Genomic DNA, 16496 nt, shown 5'->3' on the forward strand with positions numbered 1-16496 from the left:
GGTGATGGAGGGGGAGGGCTCCGCCGAGGAGGCGGCGGTGGGATCGGGCTGGTGGTCGGAGCGCAGGGCGCGGGTCAGGCTGGGCGCGATGAGCAGCCCGGCGCAGACCACCAGACCGGCCAGCAGCAGGGGGACGGAGGGGCCGCGGCGACGGCGGCGGCGGTAAGACATGTTGAACGACCTCGTTTCCAAAGAAAATCAGGGGGAGAGCAGATAGTGCAGAAGCTCCTCGTAGGAGGCCACCGTGTGGGTGGGGCGGATGCCGGAGGTGTTTTCACCTCCCTGGGGGTGATACCAGATCGTATCCAGACCGGCGTTGATTCCTCCCTGTATATCGGAATACAGATTGTCGCCGATGACGACCGCCCGGGAGGGATCGGTGATGTCCATGGCGGAGAGGACACGGCGGAAGAATTCGGCCTCCGGCTTCTGGGAGCCCACCTCCTCGGAGATGAACAGCCAGGGGATGACAGAGGCCAGCGCGGAGTGGGAAAAACGGCCGCGCTGGGCAGAGGCCACGCCGTTGGTGACGATGGCCAGGGTACAGTGCGGGGCCAGGGCGCGGCAGAGCTCCTCCGCGCCGGGGAAGAGCTCGCTCCCCTCGGCCAGGCGGTCCAGGTAGAAGCGGTTCAGGGCGCTGGGGTCGTCCTTCTTGCCCAAGACCCGGGCCAGGACGGCGAAGCGCTCCACCACCAGCTCCTCCCGGCGGATCTCACCCAGGTCGCACCGGTGCCAGAGCAGGTGGTTGAGGGAGCGGTAGAAGCGCTCCACCTCCGGGCCCTCCGGGTAACCGTACGCGTGCAGCGTGGTCCGCAGGGCCCGCAGCTCGGCGGCGTCGAAGTCGAAGAGGGTGTGATCGGCGTCAAACAGCAGATAATCATAGCGGGGCATACGATCAGCTCCTTTCCCGGGCGCGGCGGCGGCGGAACACCTGCCACATGCGCATAGCGGTGGATACCAGCAGGATGCCCAGCGCCAGGGCGCCCGAAAGTCCCAGGGTGTGCATCCCCCGGCTGAGGAAGCGGCTGGCATCGCCCTGGATGGCATACTGCATGGTGTAGTAGATACCGGCACCGGGGACCAGGGGAAAGACCGAGATGAGCAGGTAGGCGGTCACCGGGCGCTTGCGCACCCGGGCCATGATCTCCGAGTAGAGGGAGAGGGCCAGCGCGGCCACGAAATAGGCGGCCACGTCACTGTCCAGCACCGGCAGAGCCAGCAGATAGACCAGCCACCCCAGCGCGCCGCCCAGGGAGGCCAGGGGGACCTCCCGCCCGTGGACATTGAAGGGGACGGCGAAGGCCAGCCCGCCGATGAAGGCGTACAGGCAGGGGAGAAAATAGGTCCAGTCCATGCGCGCCACCCCCTCAGAACGAGGCGGCCAGGCTCAGCACGAAGCCGGTGCCCAGCGCGATGGCGGTGGCGATGAGGAGGGCCTGCACCACCAGGTTGGTGCCGGAGATCAGATCGCCCGACATGATGTTGCGGATGGCGTTGGTGAAGATGAGGCCGGGCACCAGGAGCATCAGCGCGCCGATGATGATGAAATCCACGCTCTCGCCCAGGCCCAGGGCCACCAGCAGCAGCGCGCACAGGGCGGACACCGCGCCGCCGGCAATGGTGCGGATGAACTGGTTGGTGAGCAGCCAATCCATCCACCGACCGCACAGGCCGATGGCCACACCGCACAGCCCGGCGCACAAGCCGTCCCGCAGGCTGCCGCCGAAGAACATGGCATAGGCCCCCGCGCCCACGAAACAGGCCAGCAGGCGCATGGAAGCGGAATAGGTCCGGCGGTTTCTCCGGATGTCCTCCATCCGCTGCCGCAGCTCCGGCAGCGGGGGCGGGTCCTGGCAGACCTGGCGGCACAACTCGTTGTAGGCCACCAGCAGATCCAGGTCGGTGTCGTGAGGCGGGATACGCCGGATGCGGGTGGAGGTCTGGCCGGACGGGTCGCAGAGACTGACGTTGATGCAGTTGGGGATGGCAAAGACCTCGCCGCTGTCCACGCCGTAGGCCTGGATCACCCGCTGCACCGACTCCTCCACCCGGTAGATCTCCGCGCCGGTGACCATCATCCGATAGCCCAGCTCCGAGCTCAGGTCCAGAAGCAGATCGTAGGATTCCTGCAAGTCAAGCACACCTGCCTTTCCGCACAGTCGAAAATGTGGGGGGCGGGAGGGCGCACGCCCTCCGGTCAGCTTAGCTTACCTCTTTTTGACGCGCGGGGCAAGGAAAAAGTTGTCCCCCCAGGTCAAATTCCATCAAACTTTTTCCGACGGCGCAGAGCCACCCTCTACCGCTGCGCGCTCGGCCTTCAGCTCCTCATAGAGCTGGTAAAAATCCCAGGACACATTGCCCGGGGTGACGATGGCCTTGTACACCGCGCGGGGCACCCCGGCGCGGAGCAGGGCGGAGAGCACCCGGTCCAGCTGGGGCCCGCCGATCCCGGAAAAGACCATCAGGCTCTCGCCGATGGGCTCCCGGGGGGTAGGGGCCTCCTCCGGCACCGGGAGCACGCCGGTGAAGGAGCCCAGGGGCCGGCCCAGCTCCTCCGGGGCCACGGCGCGGATGCGTAGGCCCTGGGTGGCAAAGACGGCTTTGGCTTTTTTCCCCTCCTGGGGGGAGGCGGCATTGTAATAGAGGACCATTCCGCGGACTGCGGGCATAGAGATCCCTCCTTTGGATCAGTTGACTTGTTTGGCGTTGGGGTAAATGCGCTCCATCCGGTCGTCGGGGAAACGCTCATCCAGGAACTGGGACACGATGGTGGTGGGGCCGGGGTCGGCCTGGTGGCGCTGGGTGTAGCGGGCCAGCGCCAGGGAGGACATGGCCATGTTGACCAGCATGAAGGCCAGCAGCACCCAGGTACCTAGTTTGCCCCAGCGGATGGGGATGCGCTCAATGAGGCGGGAGAGCAGGGGATAAATTCCCTTCAGCCAGGCCACCGCCGCGATGCCCCAGAAGAAGCAGAACAGCAGGTTGATGCGTCCGCCCAGGTTGAAGGGGATGTGGCTGTAATCCCAGAAAATGGTGCCGAACACCAGCTCGGTAAAGACGCTGCACACATACTCGTACACGCCGCCCAGCACCGTGCCGGCCAGGAAGATGTAGCGGTCGTTCTTATCCTTATATTTATAGAGGACTGCGGTGAGCAGCACCGCGCCCAGGCCCCACACCACGCTGAAGGGCCCCCAGACCAGACTGCTGCGGCTCATCCACACCCCGGCGGTGAGGCGGCAGAAGATGGTCTCGATGATGTCGCCCAGAAAGGCGGCGATGACGAAGAGCCACACCAGCTTGTGGAAGCAGCAGCCCTGGGCGAACACCACCGGGGCGGCCTTGGTCTGCCGGGACTGGTCCAGGAGCTTTTCCGGCTCCAGGTTGGGGTAGGCCTTCATCATACGGCGCTGGACCCGGCCGGTGATGGCATTGCCGAACTGGGTGGAGAGGTTGCGGAAATCCTCCTGCAGGGCGGCCAGGCGGCGCAGGCGGAAGCGCAACTGGAGGACAGCGGTGAGGGAGAGGGCCAGGTCGATGCCCAGCAGGAGGAGCACCACCAGCAAAGCCGTCCGGGCCACATGGACCGGCAGCAGGGCCAGCAGGGAGCGGATGAGCGGGTTGGTCACCCGGATGCACACCACCGCCAGCAGGCCCCAGGCGATCAGGTGGGGCAGGGTGATGTAGCCCTCGAACTGGAAGCGGTAGCGGGTGTAGTCCCACCACTTGCGGTGGAAGATGCGCTCCAGCAGGAAGCCGGTGAAGAAGGCCAGGAAGGCGGAGAGCACCGCGCCGGCCAGGAACAGGAAGAAGGGGCGGTCAGCCAGCTCCGGCAGGAAGATGGAGAACACCACCGCCGCCACGCCGTAGATGGGGCAGAAGGGGAGGTTCAGAAAGCCGGTGTTGACGAAGGCGTGCTTGCGCAGGGCGGCCACCACCACGCCGGCGCACCAGCCCGCGAAGGAGTAGAGCAGGAAAAACCAGAGCAGCTCATAGAGCGTATTGTACATGATGCATCCTTTCTGCCGGTCAGCGTTCCGGCCGGTGGTTGGCGGGGCGGACCTCACACACGGTCAGCACGCCCTCCGCCACGGTGAAGCGCACATCCAGCCCCCCGAAGGGCAGGCCGTACACCCGCTCCGGGTCCTTCTGATAGGAGGGGCGGGGGTCGTGGGAGAGCACCCCCACCAGGGCCTCCAGCTCCTCCGGCGGCACCAGGGCCTGCCAGCGGGGCGGGAAATCCACCTCCAGCAGCCGCTCATCCAGCCCGGTGGTGAATCCGCCGGTGGCGTTCGGGTGGCTGTCGGCGTAAGAAATGTAGGGCTTGATGTCGTAGATGGGGGTGCCGTCCATCAGGTCGGCCCCCGCCACGTGGAGGATGGGCCCCTGGGGCGTGTGGAGCTCCACCCGCTCCAGACGCACCGACGAGAGGCCGATGGGGTTGGGCCGGAAGGGCGAGCGGGTGGCAAAGACCCCCATGCGAGTGTTGCCGCCCAGCCGGGGCGGGCGCACCGTGGGGGACCAGTTCTCCCGCACGGCGCCGGAGAACTGCCAGATGAGCCAGATGTGGGAGTACTCCTCCAGCCCCCGCAGGGCGTCGGGGTTGCGGTACTCCGGCTCGAAGATCACCTGGGCTTTCAGCGCGTCCACCAGGCCGCTCTGCCGGGGGACGCCGAATTTGGTGGGAAAGGCGGTGTGAATGCGGGCCACCACCCGCAGGTTATGCGTCTCACTCATAATTGAACCTCGTTTGTGGAAAAATGGGGATTCCGGCAACAGTATAGCATAACCAAGCCCAAGGCGAAAGGGGCGGCGGGCCGAGGATGACGGTTGCGCCGGGGGGAAATCTGTGATAGTATACAATTTAATTGCGCTTTGGCGGAAGGAGGGAGCGGATGAACGATTTTGATGCGCTTTTGGCCCGGGTCCGGGCCCAGGCGGAGGCCCTGTCCATCCCCGTCTCCCCCCGTCTCTCCCCCCATGTGGTGGTGAACCGCCGGGCGGTGACCCGCTTCGGCTGCTGCGTGTGCCGGGACGGGCAGTACCACATCGAGCTCACCCAGCGCCTGCTGGAGGCCCCCGAGCGGGCCTGCCTCCAGACCCTGGCCCACGAGGTGCTCCACACCTGCCCGGGCTGCCGCAACCACGGCGTCCGATGGAAGGGGTACGCTCAGCGGATGAACGAGGCCTACGGCTACGACATCCGGCGCACCGGCACCTGCGAGGAGCTGGAGATCCCCGATGTGCGCCCGGTGCGCCACCTGCTGGTGTGCCAGAGCTGTGGGAAGGAGTTCCCACGGGCGGTGGCCTCCGCCCTGGTGCGCCACCCGGAGCGCTACCGCTGCCGCTGCGGCGGCACACTGCGGCGGATGTATTAAAAAAGCGCCGCTTACGCGGCGCAAGGGGTCAGCGCTTGAGGCGGGCGAGCTGCTCATAGAGCCAGGAACGCCACACCACCAGCCGCTCCCGGGGGAAGAGGTGGTTGATGAGCAGGCTCATGGCCACGCCGATGGCGGTGTCAAACATGCGGTTGAGGGCGTAGGGCACATAGCTGTCCACCGGCGTGTTGAAGAGCACGATGCACAGCACCACGCCGCCCGGCTGCACCGCCCCCACCCAGAACTTCTGGCTGAGCAGAATGAGGATCACGATGCCCACGAACAGCAGCGGCACCAGCGCCAGGCGGGTGTTCCCGTCGGGGTAGAAGAGCAGGTACACCCAGAAGAGGGCGATGCCCAGGAAGCCGCCGATGATGGTGCCGAAGAGGCGGTTGCCGCCGTGGAGCTTGGAGTGCTCGATGTCGGTGCCCATGCCGAACACCGCGCCGATGCAGGCGAAGGTGGGATTGCGGTCGATAAAGTAGTAAAAAAAGGCACAGAGCGAGGCGGAGAGGGCTGTTTTCAGGTTGCGCAGCCCGATATGGGGCAGACGCAGGGGCTTGCGGCCGTCCATGGGGATTCCTCCTGTCACAGGTCTGCCGGGGCGGGGGGAACCGGCTTGCTTCAAATTTATTTTTAGTATACCATACTATTTGTTAGGAAGAAAGAGAAATTTGAAAAATCAGGGAGGATTTGCTACATCATGAGCTACGCCGATACGCTGTTTTTGCAGACCTGCCGGGAGATCCTGGAGCAGGGGACCTGGGACACCGACCGGGAGGTGCGCCCCCGCTGGGAGGACGGGACCCCGGCCCACACCATCAAGCGCTTCGGCGTGGTCCACCGCTACGACCTGCGGAAGGAGTTCCCTATCCTGACGGTGCGCCGCCAGTACCTGAAGAGCGCCGTGGACGAGCTCCTGTGGATCTGGCAGAAGAAGTCCAACCGCATCCAGGACCTGAATTCCCACATCTGGGACTCCTGGGCGGATGAGAACGGCACCATCGGCAAGGCCTACGGCTACCAGCTGGGGGTGAAGCACCGCTACCCCGAGGGGGAGTTTGACCAGGTGGACCGGGTGCTCTACGACCTGAAGCACAACCCCACCTCCCGGCGCATCCTCACCAGCCTCTACAACCACCACGACCTGAGCGAGATGGCCCTCTATCCCTGCGCCTGGTCGGTGACCTTCAACGTCACCGGCAACACCCTCAACGCCATCCTCAACCAGCGCAGTCAGGACATGCTCACCGCCAACGGCTGGAACGTGATGCAGTACGCGGTGCTGGTCCACATGCTGGCCCAGGTGTCGGGGCTGGAGGCGGGAGAGCTGGTCCACGTCATCGCCGACGCCCACATTTACGACCGGCACGTGCCCATCGTGGAAAAGCTCCTGGAGCGGGAGCCCTACCCCGCGCCGCAGTTCCGGCTGGACAAGAACGTGACCGATTTCTATGCCTTTACCCCCCAGAGCGTCTCGCTGGAGGGTTATCAGGCCCATCCGCTGGAGGACAAGATCCCGGTGGCCATTTGAAAGACGCAAAAAAATCCCCCTGCCGTGCGGCAGGGGGATTTTTGTTTCAAGTCGGATCCGCGAAGGAATCTTACTTGTGGTCCACGCTGTACATGTGGGCGATCAGGTCCAGGACCTTGTTGGAGTAACCCCACTCGTTGTCGTACCAAGACACGACCTTCACGAAGGTGTCGGTCAGAGCGATGCCGGCCTTGGCGTCGAAGATGGAGGTGTGAGGATCGCTGATGAAGTCGGAGGAAACCACGTCCTCGTCGGTGTAGCCCAGCACGCCGGCCAGCTCACCCTCGGAGGCCTTCTTCATGGCGGCGCAGATCTCGTCGTACTTGGCGGGCTTGGCCAGGTTGACGGTCAGGTCGACCACGGAGACGTCCAGGGTGGGGACACGCATGGACATACCGGTCAGCTTGCCGTTCAGCTCGGGGATAACCTTGCCCACGGCCTTGGCAGCGCCGGTGGAGGAGGGGATGATGTTGTAGGTAGCCGCACGGCCGCCGCGCCAATCCTTCTTGGAGGGGCCGTCAACGGGCTTCTGAGTAGCGGTGACGGAGTGCACGGTGGTCATCAGGCCGTCGGTGATGCCCCAGTTCTCGTGCAGCACCTTGGCGATGGGGGCCAGGCAGTTGGTGGTGCAGGAGGCGTTGGAGACGAAGGTCATGTCGCTGGTGTACTTGTCCTGGTTCACGCCCATGACGAACATGGGGGTGGAGTCCTTGGAGGGAGCGGACATAACGACCTTCTTGGCGCCGGCGTCGATGTGAGCCTGAGCCTTCTCCTGGGTCAGGAACAGGCCAGTGGACTCCACGACGTACTCAGCACCGATCTCACCCCAGGGGATCTCGGAGGGGTTCATCTTGGCGTAGAACATGACCTTCTTGCCGTTGACGGTGATGGACTCATCGTCATAGCTGATGGTGCCCTGGAAGCGGCCATGGATGGTGTCGTACTTCAGCATATAAGCCATATAGTCGGGGGTCATGAAAGGATCATTGATGCCGACGAACTCGATGTCATCGCGGGCGATGCCAGCGCGGAACACGAGGCGGCCAATGCGTCCGAAACCGTTAATACCAACTTTGATGCTCATTGGGAATCTCTCCTTCACAAAGTTTTTGTAGGTTTTCCTTCGCGCATCCTTATTATATCCCACTTAATGCGAAAAGAAAAGAGGTCAATTGCAAAAAAATAGCCCTAGCCCCCCAAAAGGTGGTGACGCATCCAACAAAAAGAGACAAAATCCACCACTAGCTGACTTTTAACCTTGTCCGGCTCAGCAGTATTTGGTATACTGGCAGGGTGAAAGACCCGCTTGGGTCCTGCATATGCTAACAACGGCTGTCTTACGGGTTGTTTGAAGGGAATAGTGGGAGGATTTGCCTTGGATATGGACCAGAAAGAGCGGGAGGCTCAGGTGGTGGAACAGCTGCGGGAGCAGGTGGGAAACCTGATGGCCGCCGCGCAGCTCCTCACCCCCGCCATTCGGGAGCAGGAGGAGCGAAAATATGACCAATACCTGGCGATTTTGAACCAGGGATTATACCGCCTGCTCCGTCTGACGGAGCATATGGACCTGCTGCGGCAGGAGGAGCTGCCCTGCCGGATGGAGCGGGTGGAGGCCGCGGAGCTGTGCCGGTCACTGTGCCGGGAGGTGGGGGGCCTCGCCGGGAGCATGGGCGTCACCTTCCGATGGGAGTGCGCGGGGGAAGAGGCCATGGTGCAGGCCGACCCCGCTATGCTCCGCCGGCTCATTCTGCTGCTGGTGGACGGGGCGCTGCGCCGGACCGGCCGGGGCGGACACACCGGCCTGCGGGCCTGGACGGAGGGGGAGCGCTTCCGCATCACCGTGTGGGACGACGGCGAGGAACAGGAAAACGCCGCGCCCACCGGTCCGCTGGAGGAGCAGCTGACCCAGCGGTATGGGCTGGAGGCGGAGCTGACCCGGGCCATCGCCCAGGCTCTCGGGGCCACGCTGGTCTTTGAGCGGAGCGAGGAGCGGGGCCGGCGGGCCGTGCTGTCGCTGCCCCTGGACCACAGCGGACCGGGGGAGCTGCGCACCCCCCGGATGGGCTACAACCCCACCGGCGGCTTCCAGCCGGTGCTGGTGGAGCTGTCGGAGCGGCTGCCCTACCAGGCCTATCTATGGGATGAACTGGAATAACACCGACCGGGGAGGCCGCGCCGCGCGGCCTCCCCGTATGTCCGCCTGGGGCGGAGAAAGGGAGGAATACCAATGAACGCCATCGTGGCAGTGGATCGAAACTGGGCCATCGGCCGGGAGGGGGACCAGCTGGTCTACCTGAAAGAGGACCTGAAGCGCTTCCGGACCCTGACGGCGGGCCATGCCGTCATCGTGGGGAGAAAAACGCTGGCCACCTTCCCCGGTGGGCGGCCCCTGAAGGGGCGGGACAATCTCGTCCTCACCCGGGACCCGGATCTCCAGGTGGAGGGCGCCCGGGTGTTCCACCGGGTGGAGGACCTCCTGGCCGCCGCGCCGGAGGACGCCTTTGTGGTGGGGGGGAGCCAGGTGTATGAGGCCCTCCTCCCCTGGTGCGACACGGTGTATGTGACCCACATCGACGCCGCCTTCCCCGGGTGTGATGCCTTTTTCCCCAACCTGGATGCCCGGGGCGGCTGGACGGCCGAGGAGGAGGGGGAGCCCCTGGAGGAGAACGGCCTCACCTACCGCTATATGACCTATCGGAGGGACCGCCATGTACGTGGATGACATCCGGGCCTATGTGCCCCAAACTCCCCAGGAGGAGGCCGACAAGGCCATGATCCTGGACTACATCCGCCGCTTTCCCGACGATATCCTCACCCGGGACAACGCCATCGCCCACCTGACCAGCTCCGGTTTTGTGGTCAATGCCGACGCCAGCCGGGTCCTGATGGCCCACCACAACATCTACCGGGTGTGGGCCTGGACCGGCGGCCACGCTGACGGGGAGGAGGACCTGCTGTCCGTGGCCCTGCGGGAGGCCCGGGAGGAGACCGGCATCGCCCACATCCGCCCTCTCTCCACCGCCATCGCCTCCCTGGACATCCTGCCGGTGTGGGGGCATGTGAAGCGGGGGCGCTACGTCTGTGCCCACCAGCACCTGAACGTGAGCTATCTGCTGGTGGCCGACGACACCGACCCCATCGCCCCCCGGCTGGAGGAGAACACCAGGGTGGGCTGGCTCCCGGCGGAGGAGCTCACCGCCTGGACCAACGAGTGGCAGATGGACGGAGTGTACACCAAGCTCCTGGAACGGGCCCGCACTTTGTTGCAAATGTGAAAAAATCCGCGTCTGACCCGGTTGCACCTAGGAAATGCCAGAAAAAAGGTGTATACTATCTCCAGTATACCCATAAAAGGAGGACATGCTATCATGATTCAGCTTGATCTCAGCAATATCCGTTCCTTTGTGCCCGAGGACTGGCTGACGTCCCGTAAGGACCGTCTGGAGCAGGCCCGCGTCATGCTGGAAGAGGGCAACGGCCCCGGCGGTGACTTCACCGGCTGGGTGCACCTGCCCCGCGATTACGATAAGGAGGAGTTCGCCCGGATCCAGAAGGCGGCCAAGAAGATCCAGTCCGATTCCGAGGCCCTGGTGGTCATCGGCATCGGCGGTTCCTATCTGGGCGCCCGCGCCGTGGTGGAGCTCATTCAGTCCCCCAACTACAACCTGAAGAAGAAGGACACCCCCGACATCTACTTTGCCGGCAACGGCCTGTCCACCGACGCCCTGCTGGAGACCATCGAGCTGGTGAAGGACCGGGACTTCTCGGTGAATGTCATCTCCAAGTCCGGCACCACCACCGAGCCCGCCGTGGCCTTCCGCATCTTCAAGAACCTGCTGGAGGAGAAGTACGGCAAGGAAGAGGCCCGCAAGCGCATCTACGCCACCACCGACGCCCACAAGGGCGCTCTGAAGGGCCTGGCCGACAGCGAGGGCTATGAGGAGTTCGTGGTGCCCGACGCCGTGGGCGGTCGCTTCTCCGTGCTGACCGCCGTGGGCCTGCTGCCCATCGCTGTGGCCGGCATCGACCTGGACGAGCTGATGGGCGGCGCCGCCGAGGCCATGGAGGCCCTGGCTGTGCCCGGCCTGGAGAACCCCGCCTGGCAGTACGCCGCCGCTCGCCACGCCCTGTACACCGCCGGCAAGAGCACCGAGATCCTGGTGGGCTATGAGCCCTCCTTCCGCTTCTTCGCCGAGTGGTGGAAGCAGCTCTACGGCGAGAGCGAGGGCAAGGACGGCAAGGGCCTGTTCCCCGCCAGCGTGGAGTTCACCGCGGACCTCCACTCCATGGGTCAGTATATCCAGGAGGGCCAGCGCCTCATGTTCGAGAGCGTGGTCCGCTTCCAGGAGTCCAAGGGCAGCTACACCATCCCCCACGACCCCGACAATGTGGACGGCCTGAACTTCCTCTCCGGCAAGCCCCTGACCTTCGTGGCCGAGCAGGCCCTCCGCGGCACCCTCCTGGCCCATGTGGACGGCGGCGTGCCCAACATCCTCATCCAGGCCCTGCGCCGGGATGCCCGCACCGTGGGTCAGCTGATCTACTTCTTCGAGTACTCCTGCGGCCTGAGCGGCTACCTCCTGGAGGTCAACCCCTTCAACCAGCCGGGCGTGGAGGCTTACAAGAAGAATATGTATGCGCTCCTGGGCAAGCCCGGGTACGAGGAGCACCGTGCTGCGCTGGAGGCCCGTCTGTAAGCCTCCACACCAAGCGTTTTGCGCAGCAAAACCTTGCTGCCGGGCGGATTCACTCCGCCCGAGCAGATGAAAGAAATGGGGTCCCCCCGGTCCGTTCGGACCGGGGGGATTGCTTACAAGAAGAACATGTACGCTTTGCTGGGCAAGCCCGGATACGAGGAGCACCGCGCCGCGCTGGAGGCCCGCCTGTAAGCCTCCACACCAAGAGGTTTGTGAAGAAAACTTGCCCAAAGGCGGAAGGCGTATTTTCAAATTTCCTGTGAACTTCCTCAAATCGGTTGCAATCCCGGAGTAAACATGGTAACATGTTAGAAACGACCGGGACACTCCCGGCGCACGAGTTAAGGAGTGATAACATATGGTGAGAGTGATCATGGGTGTCAAGGGCACCGGCAAAACGAAGCAGATGATCGAACTCATTAATTCCGCCGTTCAGAGCGAGCACGGCAACGTGGTCTGCATCGAGCGTGGCGCTAAGCTGACTTATGACATCCATTCCAAGATCCGCCTGGTGGAAGCCAGCCAGTATGATATGGGCACCTATGACTTCATGAAGGGCTTCATCAGCGGTCTGTATGCCGGCAACTACGACATCACCCATGTCTTTATTGACAGCCTGACCAAGATCGTGGGCGCCGACCTGAACGACCAGAGCACCGAGCAGTTCCTGGATTGGCTCAACAGCTTCTCCGAGAAGAACGGCATCAAGTTCACCGTCACCATCAGCGCTGATGAGGAGCTGGCCCCCGAGGGCATCAAGAAGTATTTCTAATCTAAGCGAAGAAACGAGCGGCGCTGCCAACCGGCAGCGCCGCTCATTTTGTTTTATTGCACCTGGGAGAGGGTGAAACGGGTCCCAGCGTCGCCGGCAAAGACGATCCAGCCGCCCTCCGGCAGGGTGACGGTGGAATCACCCCAGGCCACCGAGCTGGCGGTGACCAGGCCGTTGACATCGTAGACGGTAAAGCCGCCTGCGCCGGTGATATCCACCCGGATGGCCTTTCCGGCGGAGGAGCCTACCTGACACCAGCGGGCGTAGCCGTCGGCCTGGATGGTGAGGGTGGCGCCTGCGCCGGTGTAGAGAGCGGGAGCGGCGAAAGCATCCATACAGCGGTACTCCCCGAATTGGAGATACTCCACGCCATTCTCCACCGTGAAGGTGAGGTCGGAGGCGCTGCGGGAGCCGGTGCCGGGGAGGGTCAGGTAGGCCTGGGCGTGGTTTTCATCCACGATGCGGCAGTTGGCGGCGTATCCGGGCATTTCGTCCATCAGGCCCAGGGAGGCGAAGAGACTGGAAGTCACATAGGTCTCAGCCCGGTAATCCTCGTTGACGATGAGGTAAGCCTTCTGGCCCCGCTGGGCCCAGGCCTGTGCCACTTCGTCCGTGAGGGGATTGTCCTCCATCCGCTCCAGAGCGTAGTTGGCGGAGCACACGGCGGGCAGCCCCGGGAGAACGGTGTAAGTCTGCTCATAGAGGTAGGTGCGGCCGTTTTCCTCCGTGATAAAGCGGTAGCGGACGGTGTTGGCCGCGTCCCGGAAACTGCCGTCGCTGTAATAGACAAGGTTTGTGCTGTTGCCGCCCAGAGCGGCCACGGCGGTGAGGGTAATGCCCTTCCCATCGGCGCTGGGGGAGACGGTGAGGGCGGCGGACAGACCGCTGTACACACCGGAGACCTGTTCCGCCAGACCCTGGGGCAGGGCGGCGGGCTGGGCCTCGGGGAGGGCGGTGGGCTGCTCCACAGTCACTCCATCTTCCGCCAGAGCATCCATGAGGATCTGCACGCCCGCCAACTCGTTGTAGGTGCTCACACCGCCGGAGGACACCACCGCCACCGCCAGATCCTCCTCCGGCAGAACGATGAGACCGGCGTGGTAGTAGAGGGTATCGCCGCCCTTGACCAGGGCGGTGATGCCGTTTTCGTTGAAGGGGTACATGTGGACATTGTCCCAGCCCAGGCCGTAGGCCAGCACGTCATCCTCACTCTCCTCGGCCCACAGGCCCCGCTCGTACTCCCGTGCGGCGGTAGACTGCCAGGAGGCGTCGGTGAGAAGATCATTTCCCCCGCAGAAGAGGGCGCCGAAGGCGGCCAGGTCCGAGGCGGTGGCGTACAGCCCGCCTGCGCCGATGATGTTCAGTGTATCGGTAGCCAGGGCTCGGGTATCATTCCCCTGGTAGACCCGTGCCAGGGCGTCCCGGTCAAAGGTGTCCACCGGGGTGTAGGTAGCCTCCAGCCCGGCGGGGGTCAGGAGATTCTGGTGGACATAGGTGGTGAAATCCACCCCGGAGACCGCCTCCACCACCAGCTCGGCCAGGGTGAAGCCGTCGTTGCAGTAGACGCTGTACGCGCCGGGGTCGGCCTTCAACCGCTGGACGGACAGCCGCTCTAGCAGATCGTCGGTGCCCGCGCCGGTGTAGGTATCAAAGAGGAAGGCACTGCGGGTAGAGTCTCCCATGAGGCCGGAGGAGTGGTTGAGGAGCATCCGCACGGTGATGTCGATGTACCGCTCATCCGCCATGGTGAAGTCGGGCAGGTACTTGGTCACCGGAGCATCCAGGTCCACCTTGCCGTCCTCCACCAGCTGAAGGATGGCGGCGGTGGTATAGAGCTTGCTCACCGAGCCGATGCCGTAGAGATCGCCGTCGGTGAGGGCACGGTTCTCCGTCTTGGAGAAGGTCCCGGCGTGGCCGGTCATGGTGATCTCCCCGTCCTCCCACAGGGCGTACTGGATACTCACCGCGCCGCCGTACTGGGCGGCAGCCTCAATGGCCTGCTGAGCCGACTGCTCCCGGGTCAGAGGAGCGGCCTCTCCCGCCGCGGCGGCCGCGGGGAGAGCAGGGACCAGGAGCAGCGCCGACAGAGTCAACGCTGCTATGCGTTTGAAGGGCATAACACTCATCCTTTCTCTCTTCCAATTGACACCAGTGTACCGCATCGGAAACCGGTGCGCAAGGGCCGATTGACGGCGGGGGCAGATTTGGGTACAATGGGGAAAAAAGGGGGGACGGCGATGAATTACCGACTGACCATCCAATATGACGGTACCCGCTACGACGGCTGGCAGCGCCAGGGCAACACCGACGAGACCATCCAGGGTAAGCTGGAGGAGGCGCTTTTCCAGGCCACCGGGGAGCGGGCCGAGCTCCACGGGGCCGGGCGCACCGACGCGGGGGTCCACGCTCTGGGGCAGGTGGCCAGCGTGCGCCTGGAGCACGCCGTTCCGCCGGAGGAGCTGCGGCAGGCCCTCAACCGCCTGCTGCCCGACGACATCGCCGTCGCTGCCGTGGAAGAGGCCGGGGCGCGGTTCCACGCCCGGCTCAACGCTGCGGGCAAGACTTATCGCTATTCCATCCGCCTGGGAGCCACGCCCGACGTGTTCCGCCGCCGCTTCCAGCTCCATCTGGACGAGGAGCTGGACCTGGAGGCCATGGAGCAGGCCGCCGGTTACCTCACCGGGCGGCACGACTACCGCTCCTTCTGCGGAAACAAGAAGATGAAAAAATCCTCCATCCGCACGGTGGACTCCATCGTCCTGCGCCGGAAGGGGGACGATCTCACCCTCACCTTCCACGGGGACGGGTTCCTCTACCATATGGTGCGCATCCTGGTGGGGACGCTGCTGGAGGTGGGCCGGGGGGAGCGCTCCCCGGAGGAGATGCCCGCCATCCTGGCCGCCCGGGACCGCGCCGCCGCCGGAGCCACCGCCCCCGCCCGGGGCCTCGCCCTGGTGGAGGTGGACTACCACTGATTCAAATACAACGCGCCCCCGGACCCAAGGGTCCGGGGGCGCGTTTTCGTTTCAGCTCAGATCCTGAATGTCCATCTGTTCCAGCTCTTTGCGCCAGTCCCGGCGGTTTTTGTGGTAAACCCAGATGCCGGTCAGCACAGCGGTGGGGATGTTGGTCACCAGGAACACCCCGCCCACCATCAGGAGCTGCTGAGGCTCCACCGGAGGCGCCTCGACCTCTTCCACCTGTGTTTTCACCACATGGCCGTCATTGGAGATCGTCTGCGTGGTGATGGTTCCGGCCCCCATCATAGTGAAGGCCGCCACGCTCAGGGTGAGGAGGAGGCTGAGGAGAAAGCTCAGCACCGGCAGGATGAGGCCCAGCCGGTTCCCCTTGCGGCAGAGGAATACCTGCAGAACCAGCACCAGCCCCACCGGCAGCAGGATGGAGAAGAGAAAGACGGGGATGGCCAGAACGGAAACAGCGATTGTATTGACGCCACTCATTTCAATTCCTCCTTGCGGGCGGCCTGCTTGTAGGCCGCGATGAGGACCTTGGCGGTGTCCAGGTCCAGCTTTTCTTCCAGGGCCAGGCGCTTGATAAGGGAGATATAGGGGTCCGCCTGCTCCTGCTCGGCCAGGCGGATCTTCTGGATGAGCCGGTCCAGCCGCAGGCGCACCGTGGGATAGCTGACGCCGTACTCCCCGGCCACCTCCTTCAGCGACCCGGAGGCCAGCACGAACCGGCGGAGAAACGAGAGCTCCTCCTCACTGAGCCCGGCGAGCCAGGGGGGCAGGAATTCCAGGGCCATGGGACCACCTCCTTTTACAATCTTAAATATATACTTTCATTTTATGAAAGTCAAGAGTAATAGAAAACTTTCATAAAATGCAAAACCGGCATAAAACTTGACAAGGCGGACAAACTCCATTATAATGCAGGTTCAGAATAGCGATGATGGGGAGGAGTACCCATTTTCCGGGTGCAGAGAGGGGCCGTTGTGCTGAGAGGCCCCCGAAGGAAGGTGGAGAAGGTCGCCCCGGAGCTCCGGGTCTGAAGGAAAGTAGGGCCTGGCGTGTCCCCGCGTTAGGGGGGAGAGTGCGGGTGTGGGAACACCCGAATTCAGGTGGTACCGCGGACGGTTCGTTCGCCCTGAGCCA

Annotated in this window: 20 protein-coding genes and 1 other annotated feature; of the genes, 9 read left to right on the top strand and 11 right to left on the bottom strand. The window is 64.1% G+C overall.

The window, feature by feature from the left end; all coding sequences use genetic code 11:
- Positions 1-198: 198 nt before the first annotated feature.
- From B5G43_RS14100 to tsaA, 6 genes are all read right to left on the bottom strand, one after another.
- Entirely contained in the window at positions 199-891 is a 693-nt protein-coding gene (locus B5G43_RS14100) for a YjjG family noncanonical pyrimidine nucleotidase (protein ID WP_087262473.1), read from the bottom strand.
- Between the two features lie 4 nt (positions 892-895).
- Complete coding sequence (locus tag B5G43_RS14105) at positions 896-1354, bottom strand: threonine/serine exporter family protein (protein ID WP_087262475.1); 459 nt, start codon at positions 1352-1354, stop codon at positions 896-898.
- A gap of 13 nt (positions 1355-1367) precedes the next feature.
- On the bottom strand, positions 1368-2132 hold the full coding sequence (locus B5G43_RS14110; RefSeq protein ID WP_087262477.1) for a threonine/serine exporter family protein: 765 nt from the start codon (positions 2130-2132) through the stop codon (positions 1368-1370).
- 132 nt (positions 2133-2264) lie between these two features.
- Positions 2265-2669: a DUF3783 domain-containing protein gene (locus B5G43_RS14115; RefSeq protein ID WP_087262479.1), complete on the bottom strand. Its 405-nt coding sequence runs from the start codon at positions 2667-2669 to the stop codon at positions 2265-2267.
- An 18-nt stretch (positions 2670-2687) separates the two neighbouring features.
- Positions 2688-4010 (bottom strand): putative ABC transporter permease, encoded by a 1323-nt coding sequence (locus tag B5G43_RS14120; RefSeq protein ID WP_087262481.1) that lies wholly within the window; start codon positions 4008-4010, stop codon positions 2688-2690.
- A 19-nt stretch (positions 4011-4029) separates the two neighbouring features.
- Positions 4030-4737: a tRNA (N6-threonylcarbamoyladenosine(37)-N6)-methyltransferase TrmO gene (gene tsaA / locus B5G43_RS14125; protein WP_087262483.1), complete on the bottom strand. Its 708-nt coding sequence runs from the start codon at positions 4735-4737 to the stop codon at positions 4030-4032.
- A gap of 158 nt (positions 4738-4895) precedes the next feature.
- Between tsaA and B5G43_RS14130 the strand changes: the two genes are divergently transcribed.
- Entirely contained in the window at positions 4896-5378 is a 483-nt protein-coding gene (locus B5G43_RS14130) for a SprT-like domain-containing protein (protein WP_087262485.1), read from the top strand.
- A 28-nt stretch (positions 5379-5406) separates the two neighbouring features.
- Here the strand turns inward: B5G43_RS14130 and B5G43_RS14135 are convergent, their stop codons facing one another.
- Positions 5407-5952, bottom strand: coding sequence for an FUSC family protein (locus B5G43_RS14135; RefSeq protein ID WP_087262486.1), 546 nt, complete (start codon positions 5950-5952; stop codon positions 5407-5409).
- 129 nt (positions 5953-6081) lie between these two features.
- Between B5G43_RS14135 and thyA the strand changes: the two genes are divergently transcribed.
- Positions 6082-6912 (top strand): thymidylate synthase, encoded by an 831-nt coding sequence (gene thyA, locus B5G43_RS14140; protein WP_087262488.1) that lies wholly within the window; start codon positions 6082-6084, stop codon positions 6910-6912.
- A gap of 70 nt (positions 6913-6982) precedes the next feature.
- Here the strand turns inward: thyA and gap are convergent, their stop codons facing one another.
- Positions 6983-7996 (bottom strand): type I glyceraldehyde-3-phosphate dehydrogenase, encoded by a 1014-nt coding sequence (gap, locus tag B5G43_RS14145; protein WP_087262490.1) that lies wholly within the window; start codon positions 7994-7996, stop codon positions 6983-6985.
- Between the two features lie 297 nt (positions 7997-8293).
- On the opposite strand from gap, the gene B5G43_RS14150 reads away from it, so the two are divergent.
- The 6 genes from B5G43_RS14150 to B5G43_RS14170 all read left to right on the top strand — a co-directional run bounded on the left by B5G43_RS14150 (position 8294) and on the right by B5G43_RS14170 (position 12381).
- A complete protein-coding gene (locus B5G43_RS14150) occupies positions 8294-9067 on the top strand; it encodes a HAMP domain-containing sensor histidine kinase (RefSeq protein ID WP_343214426.1) in 774 nt (257 codons plus the stop codon).
- A 72-nt stretch (positions 9068-9139) separates the two neighbouring features.
- Entirely contained in the window at positions 9140-9634 is a 495-nt protein-coding gene (locus tag B5G43_RS14155; protein ID WP_087262494.1) for a dihydrofolate reductase, read from the top strand.
- A complete protein-coding gene (locus B5G43_RS14160; protein ID WP_087262496.1) occupies positions 9621-10187 on the top strand; it encodes an NUDIX hydrolase in 567 nt (188 codons plus the stop codon). The genes B5G43_RS14155 and B5G43_RS14160 overlap by 14 nt, the downstream gene beginning before the upstream one ends.
- A 93-nt stretch (positions 10188-10280) precedes the next feature.
- Positions 10281-11609 (top strand): glucose-6-phosphate isomerase, encoded by a 1329-nt coding sequence (locus B5G43_RS14165; RefSeq protein WP_087262498.1) that lies wholly within the window; start codon positions 10281-10283, stop codon positions 11607-11609.
- An 18-nt stretch (positions 11610-11627) separates the two neighbouring features.
- Positions 11628-11801: a hypothetical protein gene (locus tag B5G43_RS17415; protein WP_158097439.1), complete on the top strand. Its 174-nt coding sequence runs from the start codon at positions 11628-11630 to the stop codon at positions 11799-11801.
- Positions 11802-11967: 166 nt separating this feature from the next.
- Positions 11968-12381, top strand: a complete 414-nt coding sequence (locus tag B5G43_RS14170) for a hypothetical protein (protein ID WP_087262500.1) — start codon at positions 11968-11970, stop codon at positions 12379-12381.
- A 53-nt stretch (positions 12382-12434) separates the two neighbouring features.
- Here B5G43_RS14170 and B5G43_RS14175 read toward each other — a convergent pair whose 3' ends face one another.
- A complete protein-coding gene (locus tag B5G43_RS14175; RefSeq protein WP_087262502.1) occupies positions 12435-14498 on the bottom strand; it encodes a serine hydrolase domain-containing protein in 2064 nt (687 codons plus the stop codon).
- Positions 14499-14618: 120 nt separating this feature from the next.
- On the opposite strand from B5G43_RS14175, the gene truA reads away from it, so the two are divergent.
- On the top strand, positions 14619-15356 hold the full coding sequence (gene truA, locus B5G43_RS14180; RefSeq protein ID WP_087262503.1) for a tRNA pseudouridine(38-40) synthase TruA: 738 nt from the start codon (positions 14619-14621) through the stop codon (positions 15354-15356).
- A 51-nt stretch (positions 15357-15407) separates the two neighbouring features.
- On the opposite strand, the gene B5G43_RS14185 is transcribed toward truA, so the two are convergent.
- Together B5G43_RS14185 and B5G43_RS14190 are read right to left on the bottom strand one after the other, a co-directional pair.
- Complete coding sequence (locus tag B5G43_RS14185) at positions 15408-15842, bottom strand: hypothetical protein (protein ID WP_087262505.1); 435 nt, start codon at positions 15840-15842, stop codon at positions 15408-15410.
- Positions 15839-16147: a DUF2089 family protein gene (locus B5G43_RS14190; RefSeq protein WP_087262507.1), complete on the bottom strand. Its 309-nt coding sequence runs from the start codon at positions 16145-16147 to the stop codon at positions 15839-15841. The genes B5G43_RS14185 and B5G43_RS14190 overlap by 4 nt, the downstream gene beginning before the upstream one ends.
- Positions 16148-16281: 134 nt before the next feature.
- Positions 16282-16494 (top strand) — a binding site (T-box leader).
- The last annotated feature ends 2 nt before the right edge of the window (positions 16495-16496 follow it).

The sequence above is a fragment of the Flavonifractor sp. An92 genome, assembly GCF_002159175.1.
Taxonomy (GTDB): Bacteria; Bacillota; Clostridia; order Oscillospirales; family Oscillospiraceae; genus Pseudoflavonifractor_A.

Bases quoted from the DNA above. Each gene is read 5' to 3' on its own strand.
- B5G43_RS14100 (WP_087262473.1), bottom strand. From the start codon at position 891: ATGCCCCGCTATGATTATCTGCTGTTTGACGCCGATCACACCCTCTTC.
- B5G43_RS14105 (WP_087262475.1), bottom strand. From the start codon at position 1,354: ATGGACTGGACCTATTTTCTCCCCTGCCTGTACGCCTTCATCGGCGGG.
- B5G43_RS14115 (WP_087262479.1), bottom strand. From the start codon at position 2,669: ATGCCCGCAGTCCGCGGAATGGTCCTCTATTACAATGCCGCCTCCCCC.
- B5G43_RS14120 (WP_087262481.1), bottom strand. From the start codon at position 4,010: ATGTACAATACGCTCTATGAGCTGCTCTGGTTTTTCCTGCTCTACTCC.
- tsaA (WP_087262483.1), bottom strand. From the start codon at position 4,737: ATGAGTGAGACGCATAACCTGCGGGTGGTGGCCCGCATTCACACCGCC.
- B5G43_RS14130 (WP_087262485.1), top strand. From the start codon at position 4,896: ATGAACGATTTTGATGCGCTTTTGGCCCGGGTCCGGGCCCAGGCGGAG.
- B5G43_RS14135 (WP_087262486.1), bottom strand. From the start codon at position 5,952: ATGGACGGCCGCAAGCCCCTGCGTCTGCCCCATATCGGGCTGCGCAAC.
- thyA (WP_087262488.1), top strand. From the start codon at position 6,082: ATGAGCTACGCCGATACGCTGTTTTTGCAGACCTGCCGGGAGATCCTG.
- gap (WP_087262490.1), bottom strand. From the start codon at position 7,996: ATGAGCATCAAAGTTGGTATTAACGGTTTCGGACGCATTGGCCGCCTC.
- B5G43_RS14150 (WP_343214426.1), top strand. From the start codon at position 8,294: ATGGACCAGAAAGAGCGGGAGGCTCAGGTGGTGGAACAGCTGCGGGAG.
- B5G43_RS14155 (WP_087262494.1), top strand. From the start codon at position 9,140: ATGAACGCCATCGTGGCAGTGGATCGAAACTGGGCCATCGGCCGGGAG.
- B5G43_RS14160 (WP_087262496.1), top strand. From the start codon at position 9,621: ATGTACGTGGATGACATCCGGGCCTATGTGCCCCAAACTCCCCAGGAG.
- B5G43_RS14165 (WP_087262498.1), top strand. From the start codon at position 10,281: ATGATTCAGCTTGATCTCAGCAATATCCGTTCCTTTGTGCCCGAGGAC.
- B5G43_RS14170 (WP_087262500.1), top strand. From the start codon at position 11,968: ATGGTGAGAGTGATCATGGGTGTCAAGGGCACCGGCAAAACGAAGCAG.
- B5G43_RS14175 (WP_087262502.1), bottom strand. From the start codon at position 14,498: ATGCCCTTCAAACGCATAGCAGCGTTGACTCTGTCGGCGCTGCTCCTG.
- truA (WP_087262503.1), top strand. From the start codon at position 14,619: ATGAATTACCGACTGACCATCCAATATGACGGTACCCGCTACGACGGC.
- B5G43_RS14185 (WP_087262505.1), bottom strand. From the start codon at position 15,842: ATGAGTGGCGTCAATACAATCGCTGTTTCCGTTCTGGCCATCCCCGTC.
- B5G43_RS14190 (WP_087262507.1), bottom strand. From the start codon at position 16,147: ATGGCCCTGGAATTCCTGCCCCCCTGGCTCGCCGGGCTCAGTGAGGAG.